The sequence below is a fragment of the Prochlorococcus marinus str. MIT 9515 genome, from assembly GCF_000015665.1.
In the GTDB taxonomy this organism is placed as follows: domain Bacteria; phylum Cyanobacteriota; class Cyanobacteriia; order PCC-6307; family Cyanobiaceae; genus Prochlorococcus_A; species Prochlorococcus_A marinus_P.
Genome location: NC_008817.1, coordinates 1239755 through 1258219, shown reverse-complemented (window position 1 = coordinate 1258219; position 18465 = coordinate 1239755). Strand labels below are relative to the sequence as shown.

General features: G+C 25.5%; 17 protein-coding genes and 1 tRNA gene. 5 read left to right on the top strand and 13 right to left on the bottom strand.

From position 1 onward, the window contains the following. Positions 1–190 precede the first annotated feature (190 nt). Both P9515_RS06840 and P9515_RS06835 read left to right on the top strand, forming a co-directional pair. On the top strand, positions 191–1324 hold the full coding sequence (locus P9515_RS06840) for a glycosyltransferase family 4 protein (protein WP_011820722.1): 1134 nt from the start codon (positions 191–193) through the stop codon (positions 1322–1324). Positions 1325–1459: 135 nt separating this feature from the next. Next, positions 1460–2758 (top strand): glycosyltransferase, encoded by a 1299-nt coding sequence (locus P9515_RS06835; RefSeq protein WP_011820721.1) that lies wholly within the window; start codon positions 1460–1462, stop codon positions 2756–2758. Positions 2759–2971: 213 nt separating this feature from the next. Here the strand turns inward: P9515_RS06835 and P9515_RS06830 are convergent, their stop codons facing one another. Together P9515_RS06830 and P9515_RS06825 are read right to left on the bottom strand one after the other, a co-directional pair. Then, positions 2972–3415: a hypothetical protein gene (locus P9515_RS06830; protein ID WP_338048813.1), complete on the bottom strand. Its 444-nt coding sequence runs from the start codon at positions 3413–3415 to the stop codon at positions 2972–2974. Between the two features lie 16 nt (positions 3416–3431). Next, complete coding sequence (locus tag P9515_RS06825) at positions 3432–3704, bottom strand: hypothetical protein (protein WP_011820719.1); 273 nt, start codon at positions 3702–3704, stop codon at positions 3432–3434. Between the two features lie 182 nt (positions 3705–3886). On the opposite strand from P9515_RS06825, the gene P9515_RS06820 reads away from it, so the two are divergent. Beyond that, a tRNA-Ala gene (locus tag P9515_RS06820) sits at positions 3887–3959 on the top strand. Between the two features lie 100 nt (positions 3960–4059). After that, positions 4060–5238 (top strand): hypothetical protein, encoded by a 1179-nt coding sequence (locus tag P9515_RS06815; RefSeq protein WP_011820718.1) that lies wholly within the window; start codon positions 4060–4062, stop codon positions 5236–5238. 265 nt (positions 5239–5503) lie between these two features. On the opposite strand, the gene P9515_RS06810 is transcribed toward P9515_RS06815, so the two are convergent. From P9515_RS06810 to rfbC, 3 genes are read right to left on the bottom strand one after another with little or no spacing between them, the layout of a single operon-like run. Continuing rightward, positions 5504–6457, bottom strand: a complete 954-nt coding sequence (locus tag P9515_RS06810) for an NAD-dependent epimerase/dehydratase family protein (protein WP_011820717.1) — start codon at positions 6455–6457, stop codon at positions 5504–5506. Beyond that, positions 6454–7383: an NAD-dependent epimerase/dehydratase family protein gene (locus tag P9515_RS06805; protein ID WP_011820716.1), complete on the bottom strand. Its 930-nt coding sequence runs from the start codon at positions 7381–7383 to the stop codon at positions 6454–6456. The genes P9515_RS06810 and P9515_RS06805 overlap by 4 nt, the downstream gene beginning before the upstream one ends. Further along, a complete protein-coding gene (gene rfbC, locus P9515_RS06800) occupies positions 7380–7937 on the bottom strand; it encodes a dTDP-4-dehydrorhamnose 3,5-epimerase (protein WP_011820715.1) in 558 nt (185 codons plus the stop codon). Before rfbC ends, P9515_RS06805 begins: the two co-directional genes overlap by 4 nt. 86 nt (positions 7938–8023) lie before the next feature. Between rfbC and rfbA the strand changes: the two genes are divergently transcribed. Further along, entirely contained in the window at positions 8024–8914 is an 891-nt protein-coding gene (gene rfbA, locus P9515_RS06795; RefSeq protein ID WP_011820714.1) for a glucose-1-phosphate thymidylyltransferase RfbA, read from the top strand. Between the two features lie 313 nt (positions 8915–9227). Here rfbA and P9515_RS06790 read toward each other — a convergent pair whose 3' ends face one another. The 8 genes from P9515_RS06790 to P9515_RS06755 form a co-directional block, all read right to left on the bottom strand. Further along, positions 9228–10160 (bottom strand): class I SAM-dependent methyltransferase, encoded by a 933-nt coding sequence (locus P9515_RS06790; protein WP_011820713.1) that lies wholly within the window; start codon positions 10158–10160, stop codon positions 9228–9230. A gap of 199 nt (positions 10161–10359) precedes the next feature. Further along, positions 10360–11184, bottom strand: a complete 825-nt coding sequence (locus P9515_RS06785) for an FkbM family methyltransferase (protein ID WP_011820712.1) — start codon at positions 11182–11184, stop codon at positions 10360–10362. Between the two features lie 43 nt (positions 11185–11227). Beyond that, positions 11228–12292 carry a class I SAM-dependent methyltransferase gene (locus P9515_RS06780; protein WP_011820711.1) on the bottom strand — a complete coding sequence of 355 codons (1065 nt, stop codon included), beginning with the start codon at positions 12290–12292 and terminating at the stop codon, positions 11228–11230. 280 nt (positions 12293–12572) lie between these two features. Beyond that, positions 12573–13319 carry an HAD family hydrolase gene (locus P9515_RS06775; protein WP_011820710.1) on the bottom strand — a complete coding sequence of 249 codons (747 nt, stop codon included), beginning with the start codon at positions 13317–13319 and terminating at the stop codon, positions 12573–12575. After that, positions 13320–15299 (bottom strand): hypothetical protein, encoded by a 1980-nt coding sequence (locus P9515_RS06770; protein ID WP_144038787.1) that lies wholly within the window; start codon positions 15297–15299, stop codon positions 13320–13322. A gap of 65 nt (positions 15300–15364) precedes the next feature. Then, positions 15365–15952 (bottom strand): phosphatidylinositol-specific phospholipase C/glycerophosphodiester phosphodiesterase family protein, encoded by a 588-nt coding sequence (locus tag P9515_RS06765; protein ID WP_011820708.1) that lies wholly within the window; start codon positions 15950–15952, stop codon positions 15365–15367. A gap of 5 nt (positions 15953–15957) precedes the next feature. After that, complete coding sequence (locus P9515_RS06760; RefSeq protein ID WP_011820707.1) at positions 15958–16662, bottom strand: glycosyltransferase family 2 protein; 705 nt, start codon at positions 16660–16662, stop codon at positions 15958–15960. A 211-nt stretch (positions 16663–16873) separates the two neighbouring features. After that, positions 16874–18463, bottom strand: a complete 1590-nt coding sequence (locus P9515_RS06755; RefSeq protein ID WP_011820706.1) for an NTP transferase domain-containing protein — start codon at positions 18461–18463, stop codon at positions 16874–16876. Positions 18464–18465 lie beyond the last annotated feature (2 nt).

Below are 18465 nucleotides of genomic sequence, written 5' to 3'. Positions count from 1 at the left end.
CTTTTATATAGAACAGATATAGATTTTTCACAATTAGTTTTTATGGTGATGTTTTTTTATATATAAATCTATATGAAAAATTAGCCATTGATTAAATACAAAAAAAATTTTCTCCAATAAATTTTTTACTATTAAAGATATGATTCTACCCTTTAAGGATTATCCTAATAAATATCAATAATAATATTCAATGACAAAATTAAAAAAAAGATATTTAATTTGCAATGGGGATGCTAATTCATATACAACTCATGGCGGATTACCATATAATTTTTTTAAATCTGCAAAACAATATGGATTAATTGATAAAGCGATTAGTCTTGATTATCAAAAATTAAAATATTGGAAATCAATATGGAATTTTACTCAATTATTGAAGTATGGAAAACCGCGTGGGTTTCAATGGAGTGCCGTTTATACAAACAAGTTAATTAAGCAAATAAAATATTTAGATGATGAAGAAATAAGTATATTAAGTATTTATCCACTTTTGCCCAGTTATCCATGGCCCCAAAAATGGGATGTAGTCTATTATATCGATGCTACAATTTATCAGATACTTGATGAATATAAACTTTCAAAACTAATAAGTAATTCTTATAAAAAAGAAATAATTAATAGAGAGAAATTAAATTATGTAAGAGCTAATAAAATAATTTGTCGTTCAGATTGGGCGATTAAATCTTTAATCAAAGATTATCAAATTGATAAAACTAAGATTTTTCTTGTCCCTGGGGGGGCAAATTTAGATATGAAAGAAATTGACAGAAGCAAATTGCTTACAATCCCCCCAAAACCCTCTGATTATAATCCTATTATATTAGGATTTATAGGTCTAGATTGGGAAAGGAAAGGTGGGGATTTTTTAATAAATTTAGCGGATACTTTTAATGAAAATAATATACCTTTTGAAATTAGGGTAATTGGACCTAAACAGGATACTTTACCTAACCACCCCTGCTTGAAGTATGTTGGATTTATAGATAAGTTTTTAAATTTAGATCTTTTTATCGAAGAATTAAAATCTTGGCATTTTGGCACTCTTTTCTCAAAAGCTGAAGCGTTTGGAATATCTAATAGAGAATGTCTAATACTTGGAGTTCCTGTCATTTGCCACGATATTGGAGGTATTTCTTCAACTTTGCCAAAATCGAATTTCGGGAAAATATTTGATGCTAATCCAAGCCCTTTAATTGTTTATAGTTGGCTTATGGATATTTTTAACCCCTATGAAAAGTATATAAGTTTAAGAAAAAAACTTTTAAAACAATATGAAAATTTTACTTGGGATAGAACAATAACTAATTTAATAAAAGTCTTATAGAGATAAAAAGTAAGAAAATAATTTTTGCTATTTATAAATAAATATTTATAGTATTATTTAAATCCAAAAGGGACAGTTTGATTTCACTAGTTGTTGAAGATAAGGTAAGATTATAGTTATGTTCTAATAACATTAATGTTATCTATAGTTCATTTAAGTAATAACGATATCGTGGGAGGGGCTTCTAGAGCTGCTTATAGAATTCATAGATGTATTGAAGATAATAAAAATGATTATTTAGTATATTCTTCAATGAAGGTGATTAAAAAGTATAGTTCTGACCCCACGGTTACTTGTTTAAATAATAATTCATATTTGTGGAAAAGATTACAACCAAGAATATCAAGATTTTTAAAAAGTAATCTAAAAACAACTAATCAATCTGCTCATAATATTGCTTACCCTAATACTGGATTATTAAAAGAGATAAATAATAATCAATCATTAAAAAAAATAACCCATCTTCATTGGTTAGGAGATAATACAATCTCAATTGAGGAAGTAGGAAAATTAAAAGGGCCAATTTTTTGGACGTTACATGACCAATGGCCTTTTTGCGGAGCTGAACATTACACTCATCCTCCTATTAATAAAAATGGCTTACAAATTAATGATTTTAGATATAGACAAAATTATTCATCAAAAAGTAGGATTTTTGATGAAAAGGGATTTGATCTTAATAAGTGGACCTGGGAGAGAAAAAAAAGATCATGGACAAAACCAATGAATATCGTAGCAACCTCTAGTTGGTTATTTGAGTGCGTAAAAAAAAGCTCACTAATGAAAAATTGGCCAATACATTTAATTCCATATCCAATCAATACTAAAAATTGGAAACCTATAAACAAATCATATGCAAAAAATATACTTGGTATTGATATAAGCAAGAAAGTAATTTTATTCGGAGCAATTGGTGGGACTAAAGATACTAGAAAAGGGTCTCATCTCTTAGAAGAGGCATTAAAAATTTTGAAAGAATCTTATTATAAAAATATTGAAAATAGGATTCAAATTTTAGTTTTTGGGGAAGATAATAATAAAAAATTTATAAATAATTTGCCAGTAGAATTCTTGGGTTCTTTTAAAGACGATTTATCTCTTAGAGTTATTTATTCAGCTGCAGATCTAATGGTGGTTCCTTCAATACAAGAAGCTTTTGGACAAACTGCCTCTGAAGCTCATGCATGTGCTACTCCTGTGGTTGGATTTAAAATTGGAGGTCTAATTGATATAGTTAGTCACCAAGAAACAGGATATTTGGCTGATCCATATGACCCTAAATCTTTAGCTTATGGTATAAATTGGATTTTAGAGGATGAGGAAAGAAATAAAAAACTTGCATTACAAGCCAGATTAAAAGCAAAAAATAATTGGGACTCCAAAATAATTGCTAAAAAGTATATTGATGCTTATTATTCTGCAATAAATATTTAGTAAAGTGATATTAAAATTTGTGCTCAAAAATTCTTTATTTTAGCATGAATGAAACAGCTATTTTTTCTTCTTAAAAAAGTAAATCATAATAATAAAAATATTGAAATTTTTATAAAGGCTAAGATTATATTGATTAGAGATTTCTGTTGAATTTTAATAACTTTTTTAACATCATAAACATTTTAAGAATCCTTATAAAAAATTATCAAGTATTTAGTTCATCCGATTTAACCAAATAACATCCATAAATTCATAATGAGATGGTACATCATCAAATTTACCTACAGTCAATAATGAACCCCATCCAGAACAGATTTTTTTATATTGAGGTGGTAGAAATTTATCAAAAGATTCTTCATAGTTATTTGTATTTAAATGTGGATTACTCTTATTATTTCTTGTAACTTCGCATTGAATTTTTTTTACTCTATTAGTAAAGACAAATTCCTCTAATGATTTTAATATTGTCAGATCGTGCCCTTCAGCATCTGAAATATACTCATCAATGAAGTCTATATTTTGAGTTTCTAAGTGACTAGCAAGGTTAATTGTTTTAATTTTAATTTTTTTTGAAAAACCAACATGATTCTTATATTTTTTTGAGAATTCATGCATTGAACTTGAAACCTTATCTTTATTATCAGATAGATTGAAAATAGCTTCTGAATCTTTGTCAGATGCTGCAAAGTTGAAAATCTTTATGTTTTTTTTGTTTAAATTTTTTGACTAACTTTTTATAAAGATCAGGATTGGCTTCATAACCAATCGCAATTTTAAATTTGTAATGTATTGCAGCGAACGAGTCACCTTTATTTAAACCAACATAAACCAATGTCCCTTTAGGCTTGTTAAAAACTAACCACAGTTTAGGTTTGATTTTTTGTTTCCAGATAAAACATAAAAATTGGTAAAAGTTTGGGAATTTTTCTCTAATGAATATTTTCATATTTAAAAATTTCTTTTGAACACTTTTAAAAATAGTTTCATAAAAATTATTTAAAAAAATTTATTTTATATATTTTCTAATTAATAAATATTAATACAATAACTTTTATCAAAATAATTACTACAAGTTAATTTAATATTTTGCTAAGTTAATAGTTAAGTAATTAATTTTTTAATTATCATGGGGCCATAGCTCAGTTGGTAGAGCACCTGCATGGCATGCAGGGGGTCAGCGGTTCGAATCCGCTTGGCTCCATACTTATTATTACTTTAAGATTCCTCTTATTCTTGAACTTTGAAAATTAAAAATTTATTTATAAAAAATAACTAATCCCTAGTATTTATTTTTAAAGAAAATGAAAAGTAATAGCAGAATACTTTTAGTAAAAGTAATAACAATAGGTTTTGTATCTTCACTTTTCTTACTTTTATTTATTATCTGTGAAATTAAATTTAGACAATATAGATATAGATCAAGAAACATATGGAAATCATCTGCAATTAACTGGTTACCTAATCAGGCTAAAACATGTAAAAAAAATATAGAAAGTTCATCATCAGAAAATATTGGTAAATATATAGTTGAAGGATGTTTTACGAATAAAGATATTTACAATAACCTCCACCATTCAACTATTGATGATAATTCGGAGGTTCATAAAAAACTCAATGGTAATAAAAATATATGGATTATGGGAGATTCTTGGATAGAAAAACTTAACCAAAACGAAAGAGAAAAATTATACATTACAAAAGCATTAGATCAAAAGGCAAAGAACTTAAGAATAATGGGAGTTTCTTCTTGGTCTCCATTGATAATGAATCTTGTTTTCAGACAAAAAATAAAAGAATATAATGAAATTCCTGATATTCTTACTATTTTCTTAGATCAAACTGATATTGGAGATGATTACTGTAGATATAGACCTTATGTAATAAGAGATAATAAAAGTAAATTAAAAGGTGTAACCAGAAATAATAGTTTTGCATATAACGATAAAAGAACTTTGAATTATTTTCGATTAGGTGAAAGAAGTAAATCAGGTTTTGAATATTTTTCAAAATGGACTTTAATAACTTTAATTAATAAACTCGAAATATCAAAAATTTCCGGAATAACACATTGCGAATATAAAGATATTTTACCGTATCAAATAGGAGAACAATTTAGTCCTAATGGAGCAAGTGTCAATAATTATGTTAGATATTTTGAGAGAAATTTATCTAATTTTGTACTTGAAGCTAAGGAGAAAAATCCGAATATAAAAATAATTTTGGTAACCCATGATTGGGCTCAACATAATTTGCCTAAAGATAATATTTCTTATATGCCAAATAATATTTCAAATTTAGTATTTAATATTGCGAGCCAATTTACAGATTTTGTAAAAGTACTTCATGTCTCTTTAGATTATTATCCAGAGAATAGTTCCTTAGAACAAATATTTATGTATCCAAAAGATCTTTTTAGCCATCTAAGGGATTCTCAAATATTATCTTCAAAAATTTCAAAGAAGATATTAGATATAAATTAGATTCTTTTTTAAAGATATAGCGCACTATTTATCATCTTATAGAAAAAAAATAAGTTTTATTAATTCTTTCAAATGATATAAATGGACCTTTATTTCACTAAAATATAATTTTTTCATATGCATATATTGAAATAATAGATATCTTGATTTTTTTTAGAAAAATGTGAGTATATTTTTATATAAATAGGTCTTGCCTTTTTTTTACCTCTTTATCATTTAGGTAGTTAAATATGAGAGTCTACTTGGTTCTAAATTTGCATTCTTTTTATAATTTAGCAAAGGTTGTTTCTTGAAGAAGTTTAACCGTCTCTTCAAAGGTCATTGATGGATTAAAGCCAGTATCTTTTTTAAGATTTTCTATAGAAAAATCATTTTTATTAAGAGGAATTTCATTAATACTTAATCCAGAAAAATTTAAACTTTTTTTATATGAATACATTTGCGCAATAATCTTTACATATTCTTTTAATATTCTTGGCTTTCCAGAGCCTATCCAATAATTTTCAAAGCTTCTTCCTCTTTCGCCAATTAATCTATAAGCTCTTGCACAATCTAATGAGGAAATCACGTCAAAATATTGGTCACACGGAGCTAAAATTAAATCTTCGTTAAGAAGAACTTTTTTCAATGTGGTTTGCAAAAAAGAATCTCTATCGTCTTTCGGACCCATTACATGGGAATTAGTTGCGAAAATAATTTTAATATTTTTTTTGTTGAAACTAGCTTTTAAAGTTTTTCTTGCTGCTAATTTAGCAAGCGCATAAATAACATGTCTGTTATAAAAACTATCTTCTTTATAATTTAGATCAAGATATTTTTTTGTAAATTCCTCCTCCATAGTGCCAACAAATATAAATTTTTTAATTCCAATTTCTTCAGAAATATTTAATGCTTCATTAGTCCAAATTACATTTTTTAGCTGTGACTTTACTTTCAGATCCGATAAGCTGTGATCACCTCCCCAAGCAAAATGGTAGAAAAATGAGTTTTTCGTAATGAATTTTTTATGATTTTTATCAAGGATATTTTTTAAATTTGATATATTTTCCATATCAATTTTTATATAAATTAAATTTTCATGAGGTTTTAAACGAGATAACTTTATATCTGAAAATGATTTCCTTCCTAATGCTATTACTTTATATTTATTATTTAGTAAATAATTTACTAAGGTTGAGCCAATAAAACCAGTAGCTCCTGAAACAATGGCAGTATTCATTTATTAAAAAATTCAAAGGAAAATTTGTTAAAAGTTTTTGTTGGTTTATAACCGATATCTTTTTCAAGGTTATTAATACAAAATAAATCATTATAAGGTGACTCATATAATATTTCATGACTTTTATGTTTTTTTAATTTTGCTTCTTCAAAAGTAATAAATATATCTTTTAATGTTTTTGGAAATGAAGTACCAATATAGTAATTCTTATTGATTTTGGCCTTCTGACTTAACAAATATATAGCCTCACAACCTTCATCTAATAAAGTAATATCAAAAAGTTCCTTATTCTCAGGTTCACTATATTCTAATCCTTTCGATATTTTTTTTAGGGTTGAAGGTATATATCCTTTGCCACTTAAATCTTGATCAATAAATACTGAAAATGAGCAATGAATATATTCAATTTTTTGTAAATATGAGACCAGTCTATTAAAATCTCTACAAATATTTTTTGCTAAAGAATAATTTAATTGATCTTTGAAATTATATTTATGTTCATACCAATTACTATTAGTAAATTTATCAATATAATTTTCAAAAACACTTCCAATATACAAAAATTTATCACATCTAATTTCTGTTGCTAATTTAATTGCGTCATTAGATAAATAAATATTTGCAATTTGTTCAGATAAGTTCCCATCTGAGAGTGATTTATCACCATGCCATGCTGAATTAATAAATATGGAATTCATATTGAACTCACTCACATAGTCTTTAATTTGAGATTTTATACTTAGTATATTTTTGTCTTTTAAAGAAAAGTAGTGAAAATTTGAATCTTTTATATATTTTTCTTTATATTGCCTAGAGGTTTCCGATCTACCTAGTCCAATCACAAAGTTATCTTTACTTATGAATTTTTTAACTAGCGCACTACCTACATAGCCATTACTCCCGAGTATAAATACTAAATTTTTCATACTCTATTTAAAATCTCTAGTTTGATTTCATTAAATGTTTTACCATTCAAGTCTTTGGCAGATAATTTTAATGGAGAATTTGGCCATTGAATATTTAATAATTTATCATTCCATATTATTGTTTCTTCATACTCTGGTTTATAGGGTGCAGATACGTTGTAGATAATCTTTGTATTATTTTCCATTGTCATGAATCCATGTCCAAAACCATTCGCAATATAAAGCATCTTATTATTTTTTTCATTTAAAAAATAAAAGAAGTGTTTACCAAAAGTTTTTGATTTCGGCCTTAAATCTACGATTACATCAAAAATAGATCCTTGGATTACCCTAACTAGTTTTATTTGGGAATAGGGGGGATACTGAAAATGTATACCTCTTAATGTTCTTTCATCAAAACTTAGTGAGCTATTTATTTGTGTCCATTTAGTATTCAAATTATTTTTTTTAAAATCATCCTCAATATAAAAACAAGTAAAAGAACCTCTATTATCTCTATAAACATCGTTTTCCAGAATATATGCTCCAGCTATGGGTGTTTCTGAGATCTTCAAAGTTGATAAATAAAAAAAAATAAATTTAGTTATATTTTAACCTTTTTTTAGTTAGGAAACATACTAATCTTAGATATATATAACTAATGATTAATTTAGAAATGAAAAAAAGAAAAGGGATAATTCTTGCTGGAGGTTTAGGTACCAGATTAAGTCCAATATCTTTAGCTATAAGTAAGCAACTCATGCCGGTATACGATAAGCCTATGATTTATTATCCATTAACCACACTTATGCTGGCTGATATAAATGATATTTTATTAATCTCATCTCCTGATCATTTAAATTCATTTAAGAGATTGTTAGGAGATGGAAAATCTCTTGGCATTAATATTGAATATGCTTCTCAGGAAAAACCACAGGGAATTGCTCAAGCTTTAATTATTGGGGAAAAGTTTCTAAATGGATCCCCATCAGTTTTAATACTTGGTGATAATTTATTCCATGGGAATGAACTTCTACCTAAACTAGAATCTGCAAATCTCAAAAAAGATGGAGCAACAATATTCGCATACCCTGTAAGTGACCCGGAAAGATATGGAGTTGTTTATTTCAATAAATCAGGCAAGGCCTGTTCTATTGAAGAAAAACCTTCAAATCCAAAAAGTAGATTTGCAATAACAGGAATTTATTTCTATGATGATACCGTCATCTCTAAAGCAAAAAAGATAAAACCATCTCTTAGAGGAGAATTAGAGATATCTTCAATTAACAAGTTGTTTCTGCAAGAATCAAATTTAAATGTTGAAATAATGGGTAGAGGTATGGCATGGCTAGATACTGGAACTTTTGATTCTTTAAATGAAGCGAGTAACTATATTAGGGCTTTGGAAAAAAGACAGGGTTTAAAAATCGGATCCCCAGAAGAAGTAGCCTGGCGTAAAGGTTGGATAAAAGATTCTCAACTTAAAGAACTTGGAAATGCTCTTAAGTCAAGTTCTTATGGTAAGTATCTTTTAGAACTATTAAAAAATTAGGAGTTTTGATATTCAAAAATAAAAAAATTTCTTATAAATATTAAAAGTAAATATTTTTTTAATTAATCTAAATAAAGTTAAAAATAAGAGAGGATCAACTAAAACAATTTGAACAAATATTTATTGATTTATTTTTATGCGGCAGGGATAAAATAATATATTTAGTGATTTTAATCCACATGGCAAAATTATTATCTTAAATAGTTATTTTGATTTGTAATGAATTATATTTTATGATTTTTTAGACTGATTTTGGTTCTAAATATTTCAAAATTTTTAGTATCAATCATAAGAATTATTATATTATTCTGATCTATTTTTTAGAAATAATACATAATAATTCAGGTGCTAAATTAAATATTTTTAATATTGGTTGAATTATAAAGCTAACAAATCTCAAAATCAATTTTAGATTTCTTGGATTTTTGCCTGAATGTATTAAAGCAGCATAAAGTGAATCAATACGATTTATTGTAGATAAATATTCAACTTTAAAACCTGAATTACTTATAATTAATTCTAAAGATTTCTTATTATATAAGTGCACATGAATAGGTGGGTCCCAACCATACCATTTTTCCTTAAAAATATACCTCCAAATAGAATTTGCATTAGGAATAAACAAAACAACTTTAGTATGATTTGATATGTTATTCCTTAAAATAGATAAGAAATTAAAGGGCTCAAGAATATGCTCAAAAACGTGATTCAATATAACATTATCAACAACTGAAGCGTATTCCATAGATATTTTTGAGCTTATATCACTTGCGATCATTTTTATACCAATACTTTTAGCAAAATTAATTGAGCTTTTATTTTGTTCTATAGAAATCACATTAAAACCTTTTTCTTTTGCTGCTAATGAAAAAAAACCATTGCCAGCTCCTAGATCAAGAATTTTTTTTCCTCTCAGCCGATTTAAATATGGAAAGTCTTCTTCCCCAAATTTCAAAATATTTCTTAGGATATTTTTTATATTTTTTGTATTCTGATAATAATCTTTAATCTTAAAAAGAAGGGCTAATGTTTTTTTATTTGAAATATTTTTCTCTTTTTCTTTATTTAAAAATTGATAATGGTTTGAAATAGTTGAGATATCAGGAGTTGGAAATAGACTTATAATTTTACAATTCAGGCATTTTACATATGAATAAGATTTTTCAGTTAGACGGATGTTTTCTTTACAATTAGATACTACTTTTACCAAATTATTTTTTTTGCAGATGGGACAAATAGTTTCCATTAATATATTGGTGGCAAAACTAATATTCCTCTATATTAATAAAAAATTCTATAAAAATCTTAATGATGTTTAAAACAAAATTCTTATTTTCTTAGAAAATATTATTTAATTCAGGTAACTAAACTTGAATTTTTTGATGAAATGATAAACGTTTCTATTAAGTCTGTTTTTTTTATTATTATTTTATAGAAAATTTAAATTAAACTTTAATCGAAAGTAAAGCATATAAATCTTTACGAGACCTTTTGACCATAATATAATTAGGACCTATTAAATCATCTAAATCCCATTTGTATTTTTCAAAGAATTCAACTCCATTAGGATAAAGCTTTCCAATATAGTAGTCATCAGAGTAATCATTAAAATAATCTTTAAGAAAATATTTAGAGAATAAATTTGCTTTGCCATACTCAAATTGGACGATATTAACTTTTGGCATTATTCTCCTAAAACCTTTTAATACTTCCGATTCATAGCCCTCTGTGTCTATTTTTAATAATGAAATTTGATTAAGTTCATAATTATTTTTTAAAAATTCATCACCACTTATTATTTTGACAGAGACATATTGAGGATTATCTTTAGTTGATAAATTACTATTTTCTAATAGTAATGTAGAAAGTTTACTATCTTTTGAAACCAGCATCATTTCTTCCCTAGTATCACTTCCAAGTCCGATATTAAAAGTTTTAATGTCTTTATTTAAAACGTTTTCTTTTAGATCAATATATGTCTTTGGGACTGGTTCAAATGCAAAAATCAAACATTGTTTATTTATCTCTCTTGCTAACAAAGAATAGTTTCCAATATTAGCTCCTACATCAAATATACAATTAAGATTATTACTCTGATTTAATTTATTTAATAAAAATAACTCTCCATTATATTCACAATCATAATTAAGATTTTCATATAAGGAGTGATAAGTTGTTGAAACTTTATCCAAAATCTTAAGTAATTGGTTATTTCTATTCCTTGGGATTGACTTTTGCAAATATGGGAATAATTTTCTCCAAAAAAACATATTTATATTTTTGATTTATTATAGAATATATTGAACTATTATTTTATTTGTTTGAAGATTTGCCCCAGTTTATTTTTTGATAATTGCAAACTTTAGATATACGTGCTAGTTGTGTCTCTCCTCCTAATTTAGCAGCAGAGAAAATTATTTTTAATAAAATTTTTGGCGAAAAGAAGAAGTCTGTAATAATGAAAATAATTGTAAAAAATGGGGTGATCTTTTTATTTGTTTTATATTTTATATATGCCGCAATTGAAGACTGCTTTTGTGCTTTTCTCAAAAATCGATAAGAAAAAAACATCATAAGAAACTTTTTCATGGAAAAAGGCTCAACTTTATGATCTACAAGAGACATATAGTTAAGATCGCAATATTTAATAAAAGTATTCTTAGACCATCTTCCAATATGATTTGGAGGCATATCTAGTAAGGCACCATTTGATTCGTTAAATTCAATTATTTTTTCATTAGGAACAGCTATTAAAAGTTCTCCATTTTTACTTAACAAATTTTTTAATCTTTCTACTAATTTATGGATATCATCTAAGTGTTCAAGTACTTGAAAAAGACATATGAAATCATATTCTTTATGAGGAAGTTGCTTTTTATTGTCTTTAATATCTACTGATAGGCATTCAATACCAAAATCCTGGATTTTTGATTTGCCAAATATAGAATACTCTATTGCAGTAATAGAATTTTTTGTTGTTATTCCTTTTTTTACCAATTTCCTGATAAATGCTCCATCTCCTGAACCTATTTCAAGAATCTTTGGGTTTATAAATTTTGAATTTTTAATAATCTCAATACTCTCTTTAAATTCCCATCTATTCTGAGGATATTTATTAGTATCTGAAAAAATAAGATCATAAAACTTTTTATCACCTGAAAAATTTGGAAAACTATATATGAAATTACACTCTGAACATTTATTTACAGATACAAAAGATGATTTCTGTAAATATTCTATGTGATCTTTCAGAGTTTCATATTTATTTCTATTAACTATTGGACTTAAGAAATGAGAAGCCTGTTCTGAACAGGAAGCTTCCCATATTTGAGTTGCATTTTCGCAAAAGCATAATGGACAAGTAGAAATAATTTTCATGGATTTCAATTTTAATCAAATAGAAATTTATTGACCTTTAATCTTTTTAGACATAACACTTATAAAGTTACATTAAAGAAGTGTTTTTTTTAGTAAAACAAATTTATTTGTCAGTTATTGTAAATATTAATATTTTTTTTAATTAAAATAAAAAACCAAAAATATATAGAAATATTATTAATTTTCCAATAAGATATTATTTTGAAAAATTAAATTAATAATAAAATAATCACTATCACAATTCATTAGATATGTTACCTAAAACAATATTATAAAATCATTAAACTTTCATCTTTTTTATTAGATTTAAAATTTTACTATAGTCATTAAAACTTGCATCAGGAATAATTTTATAAATTTTACTTTCATCTTTAGATTCGTATTTATATAAAGTTGTTAAACCACAATTTTTGCCACCTATAATATCTGCATTTAGATTATCTCCGATCATCCAGCATTCATTAGGAAGTAAATCCAATTTCTTTAGAGCTAGTTCAAAGGGAGCTTTGCTTGGTTTATCAGAACCCGCTTCTTCTGAAGTTACAACATAATCAAAATATTGTTCTAGCCCAAAAAATATTATTTTCCTAAACTGAATTTGCGAATTAAGGTCGGTGATTATAGCAGTTTGTATATTCAAATTATTTAGTTTATCAAGTAATTCTCTAACGTTAGGAAATAAATTGCAAGATTGTAAGAATGTTCTCCAGTATGTTTGCTCCAAGTCAAGTGTTAATAAAAGCTGGGTTTTAAATCCTAGAAGTTCTATTGTTCTCTGAATATAAAGTAATCTACTATGAGAACTAGCTTGATTAGATATTCTTTTTTTTATTTCAATTCTAGCTTCTTTGAATTTCTCTTCAAATAAATTTCTATTTATATCTAATAATATTTCTGCTTTTGTGAAAACAGATTTTAAAGCTAATTCATTAGCTGGTGCGTACGAATATAAAGTATTATCCGTATCAAATATAATTGCTTTTGGAAGTCTCTTAAACTTTTGATCATTAATTAATTTTAAAGTCATTTAATTCTCAATTTTATATTTAAAAACATAAGCGATTTGCATAAGTATTATTAATTGCATTAATCCAAGTATATTAGATTGCCATTTTGCATTGTAATCTATAATTTCTTCTAGATTAGGAACCAATCTAGTAGCGGCTAATTTTATATCTTCTGGCCAAATATCTCCTTCTATAGAAAGTTTTGCTGAAAAATCAGTATTTGAGATATTTGAATTTAGTTTTACCCCACATATAGAAATTAATGCTTTTGATAGGTTTTCTGCATAAATGCCATCCTTAAGAAAAACATCCATTTTTATAGGTAAATTTTGAACTTTTTTGTAAGATAATATCTCTTTATTTATGTAAGAAAATGAAAAAATTATATCAGAGCAGTTTTTTTGTTCAGAATATAAATCCTGATACTTTTTTAAATCTTTGAAGTTCGATATTTTGGTAGGATTTGGTTGAGAGTCATTTTTGTTTTTAAGCCAATTTTTATTAAGTTCAGTTTCTGGATCTAAAAAGATTTTTATATTAAAAAATTTATTTAATACATCGGGCAGAAAAATATGATATCCATTAACAACTATAAAATCCTTAGAGAAGGATTTCATGCTTTGGAATTTAGTAATGGAGTTATTAATAGTTTTTCTATTAAGAACATTTTTATTCGAAATTAAATCCAAGTCTGAATTTAATTTTAATAGATCATTTGATTTGATATTAATGGAATTATGTTTTTCTGTATTACTTAGATTTTTATTCCATTTAAAATAATCTCTTTCTCTAAAAACTAAAGTAGAGTGATCTCCAAGTAAATCCACTATTGATTTTGATAGTATATCTTTACCTGATGATGGTCCTCCGGATATTCCTATAACAAAAGCTCTTTTATTTAGTTTGTAATAATTACTGCTTTGTATTGACTCTCTATAAAGTCTTATAGCAATAAGTATACCTAAACTAATAAATAGTGTATAAATTAAATCTGCATTAAGACTATTTATAAGTATTGTATTATATTTATAATTTGAATTCAAAAAACTTAATTTTGAAAAAATATTATTTGGGAATATTATAATAATTGGCAAAAATGTAAAAAATGATATTAGTAATTTTCCATTAATATCAGTTTTTATTTGATAGATTATTAAAAATGGCAGCGCCCATAAATACCAACCTGGAGATGGAGGCATCATTAGTGTAGAAATAAGAAAAGATAAGCCTGTAATCGAAATAAGTAAAGTGAAATTTGATCTTTTCAATCTCCAGATTGAGTAGATAATTAAAATAAATATCAAAGGCAAGATAAATATTTTTAAGTCATCGTTTAGAGAAAAATTAAAAGATATTAAAGATGCTTTTTCTGGAGTTGATAATACCATTTGTCTATAACCACTTGATATCACTGGAGTTAAAACAAATACTAATAATATTTCAGAAAGAGATTTTATAAAGGGTTTAAAACCAAAAGATAATCTTTTATTTTGCCAAAGATAAATTATTGGAAAAGGTATAATCAAAGCAAAACTTAATTTTGTTGCGATTGCTAAACCAAAAAAGTATCCACTATTTTTAAATTCATTTTTATATAACTTAAGGTATCCGATAAGTACAATTGTTGTAGGGATAATATCTAATTGTCCATAAATATAAGTTACATAAAATATCAATGGAGATAACCAATAGAAAATGATAATTTCTTTTTTATTATTTAATAACTTTGATAAAACTAATAATGAAATTAAATCAAATATAAGTAAGTTAAATCTAAAACCAATACCTAAAAAGTAGTCTTCTAGACCAAAAGGTATTCCTATAAACCAAAAAGTAAATGATAAAGGTATAAATATTAAAAACATTATTGGACCATATGGGAATCCTAATGAGTCTCCATAATTTGATAAATAACTAGACCATGGATCTAAACTAGGATTATTAATTGAATTTTTTATAAAATCGATAAACCATACATCTTGAATACTCGGAACGACCAAAATTATAAAAAATATCTTTATTACTAAGAAGAAAGTAAAAATAGAATTTCGTGTATTTAAAATTTTCATTCTTCCCAAAATTTAACTTTCTTAGTACAAACAGCATCAAAGTACATTTGATTAAATTGGATATAATTTTTTAAATCCAAACATTTTGAATGTTGATGTCCTTGCAATTCTGGAGAGACAAAACATAATTTAAAATTGTGTTCTTTTAGGATTTTATAAATTTCAAAATTTACAGGGAATTTTGTAAAGAAGTCAATCCAAACCCAATTTAATTTGTCTTTTAAAGATAAAACAGTATTTATAGATTCGTATTCTGATAACCTTATGGCACATCTTTTTTCACCATTTTCTATTGTTTTTATAATATACGGGAACGATTGATCAAGAATGAAAAAATTCTCTTTTCTAAAAGACTTCATTATTTTAATCAATTCCTCCTCTAACCCATTTTCTTTTACATTTAATATTAAAGTCCCATGATTATAAAATGATAACCAGTCTTTTAAGTTAATGTAATTTGAAAAAGGATCATGTCCAATTATTAAATTTTTCTCATTAGATCTGATATCAACCTCAACTCCAAAATTATTATTTAAATCTTTTAGTTGATTAATAGTATTTATTCTATGGGCAATTATTTCCAATTAAATTAAAGCACCTTATTTATCTTTAATTTAAAGCTATATTTAATAGTCCGCAATATGAATCTAATCCTTGAAATAAAATTTATATTCCATTTTGATTGACCTGATATCCTTTTAAGAAAATCAACACTTATTCTCTTTACCTTATAATTATATTTTTTTGCTAAGTAATATGAATATAAATCTAAAGAAAAGTCTGTAGGTGGATTAATCCATGAATTAAAAAATTTTTTTGGGAAAATTGTTGGTTGTGCATTTATATCATAAATTAACTTTCCGAGTAATAATGTTTCAAATAAACTCATTCCAAAAGTAAAAAATTTGTCACTAATAGGTCTATTTTTTCTATTACCTTTAATAAAAGTATTTTGTATCTTTGATGTTTTTTCATATTCTTTAAATGCTTTTATACAATCAAGTGGATCTGTTTGAAGATCAGCATGTGTCCAACCAATTATTTCACCTTTACAATGGCTTAATCCTTTTAAAATACCGCCTCCGTATCCAAGGTTTTTTTCTAAATTAATATATTTTGCATGAGGATAATTTCCTATTATTTTGGATATTATATCTTCTGTATTATCTGTTGAACCATTATTGACAAGAATTAATTCAATTTTATTTTTTATAAAAATATTTTTTGTTCTTTCAAGTATTAGTTCAATTGTTCCTTCTTCATTAAAGCAAGGTATTACAATGGAATATTTCATTATTAAATTTCGATAGAAACTAATAGACTCGTTATATGGTTTTCAAATATAGCAAAAATCTAGGTACAGCTATAAACAAAACATATTATTTAAATAATTATTTAAAATGATTAAAATAATTTTTTCTATAAAAAATAATTAAAATATTTTTAATTAGTTAAATTTTTTTTTATATTTTTAAGATTTTTATAATTAGAAATATTAAATTAGTTTATCTTTTCATATAAGGATGATCTGTCCATTTTTTAAAACATGATTCCCAATAATTGTAAGTTTCTAATTCATTAGGGGTCCCCCAACATATGAAGTAATCAACTTCAAATATTGCTACTTTTAATCCTATTTCTATAGATTTATTAATTACATTATCTACATAATATTCACCATTTACTTTTTCTCCACAAGCAATACTAAGTTCTGCCGACTGCACAAAATACTTCGCTTTCTTAAATGTAAATGTACCAATCAAAACATAATCTTCTCTTGGATTGAAAAGGTTTTTCTTTACTGAAATATTAGAAATATAATTTTCATTTTTATTTTTATATATCCAGCTATACATATTAGGTTTTTGTTGTGCACCTGGGTAACCTTTACATCCCCATACTAAAATATCTATATCTTGTAAGGCGATAAGTTTTTGATATTTTTTTTCATCAAAAATAATTCCCATATCACAAGCACTTATTATTAAAGGCTTTTCTAAATTGATACTATTATCTTCAAAAGCTTTTAGAGAAGTACAAGCTTGACCTTCAGGTTTTGTTTTTAAAGATTTTATACTTATATTTAATTTTTTATCTTTAATATTAAAAAAAGGCTTTTTATTTTTAATTAATTTTTCTGTTGTAACTATTTTTATATTTTCCATTCTTGGTAAATCTTTAATTGCTTTTATATACATTTCAGAACCTGAAATTTTAATAAATGGTTTAGGGATTTTATATCCTTTTTCTCTAAATCTAGAACCTTCTCCAGCCATTGGCATTAATAAACATCCTTCATATATATTTTTATGATTATTCTTTTTTTTAATTATATTTTTGAAAACATTTGAATACCATTTGAAATCTTCCAAATCTGAAGGAGTTCCCCATTGCATAAAATAATTAATTAGAAAAGTTTTTATTTTTAGACCATCTTTAATCATGGGTTTATATGCCATAGAAACATAAAACTCTCCATTTACTTTAAGATCTAATAAAATCGCTTTTTTAAAATATTTAAGCATCAATTTAGCTGATTTAAAGTAATAAGTCCCGCTTGAGACTTCTTCATTCATTGGGTTTTCAGTAAAAGGCTTTTTCTCTTGAATATCAACAACGGAATTCTTGTATTTTTTCACATAAGCATAATTTGTGTTCTTTAACATATGTGGATGAAAACCTGTGTAGGTAAAAACACATCCATCTGGCTGATCTTTTTTTAAATGATTTATAAAATTTGGAAAATTAAAAAAAGAATTGAAATCACAATAATTAACTATTGTAGGTTTCAAGGATTCCAAAATTGATTCGGCTTCTAAAACAGCATGAATTGGACCTTTCTTATGCGGCTTAATAGAAACAACAGTTGTTTTTGGATGTAGATTACTTAATATTTTGCTTAGGTTTAATTTCTTATCATGAAGATGCTCTTCATTACAAATGAAAATAACTCTTTCTATTTCCCCAAACATATTAACTACATGATTTATTATCTCTTTGCCTCTTATTTTTATAAGTGGTTTTGGGGTAGTATAACCTGCATCTTTAAATCTTTTACCAATACCGGACATTGGAATAACTAGCTGTATTTTCATGA

Excerpts from the sequence above, each read along its gene's own strand:
- P9515_RS06815 (WP_011820718.1), top strand. The coding sequence starts at position 4,060 with ATGAAAAGTAATAGCAGAATACTTTTAGTAAAAGTAATAACAATAGGT.
- P9515_RS06840 (WP_011820722.1), top strand. The coding sequence starts at position 191 with ATGACAAAATTAAAAAAAAGATATTTAATTTGCAATGGGGATGCTAAT.
- P9515_RS06790 (WP_011820713.1), bottom strand. The coding sequence starts at position 10,160 with ATGGAAACTATTTGTCCCATCTGCAAAAAAAATAATTTGGTAAAAGTA.
- P9515_RS06825 (WP_011820719.1), bottom strand. The coding sequence starts at position 3,704 with ATGAAAATATTCATTAGAGAAAAATTCCCAAACTTTTACCAATTTTTA.
- P9515_RS06805 (WP_011820716.1), bottom strand. The coding sequence starts at position 7,383 with ATGAAAAATTTAGTATTTATACTCGGGAGTAATGGCTATGTAGGTAGT.
- P9515_RS06835 (WP_011820721.1), top strand. The coding sequence starts at position 1,460 with ATGTTATCTATAGTTCATTTAAGTAATAACGATATCGTGGGAGGGGCT.
- P9515_RS06785 (WP_011820712.1), bottom strand. The coding sequence starts at position 11,184 with ATGTTTTTTTGGAGAAAATTATTCCCATATTTGCAAAAGTCAATCCCA.
- P9515_RS06760 (WP_011820707.1), bottom strand. The coding sequence starts at position 16,662 with ATGAAATATTCCATTGTAATACCTTGCTTTAATGAAGAAGGAACAATT.
- P9515_RS06755 (WP_011820706.1), bottom strand. The coding sequence starts at position 18,463 with ATGAAAATACAGCTAGTTATTCCAATGTCCGGTATTGGTAAAAGATTT.
- P9515_RS06810 (WP_011820717.1), bottom strand. The coding sequence starts at position 6,457 with ATGAATACTGCCATTGTTTCAGGAGCTACTGGTTTTATTGGCTCAACC.
- rfbA (WP_011820714.1), top strand. The coding sequence starts at position 8,024 with ATGATTAATTTAGAAATGAAAAAAAGAAAAGGGATAATTCTTGCTGGA.
- P9515_RS06780 (WP_011820711.1), bottom strand. The coding sequence starts at position 12,292 with ATGAAAATTATTTCTACTTGTCCATTATGCTTTTGCGAAAATGCAACT.
- P9515_RS06775 (WP_011820710.1), bottom strand. The coding sequence starts at position 13,319 with ATGACTTTAAAATTAATTAATGATCAAAAGTTTAAGAGACTTCCAAAA.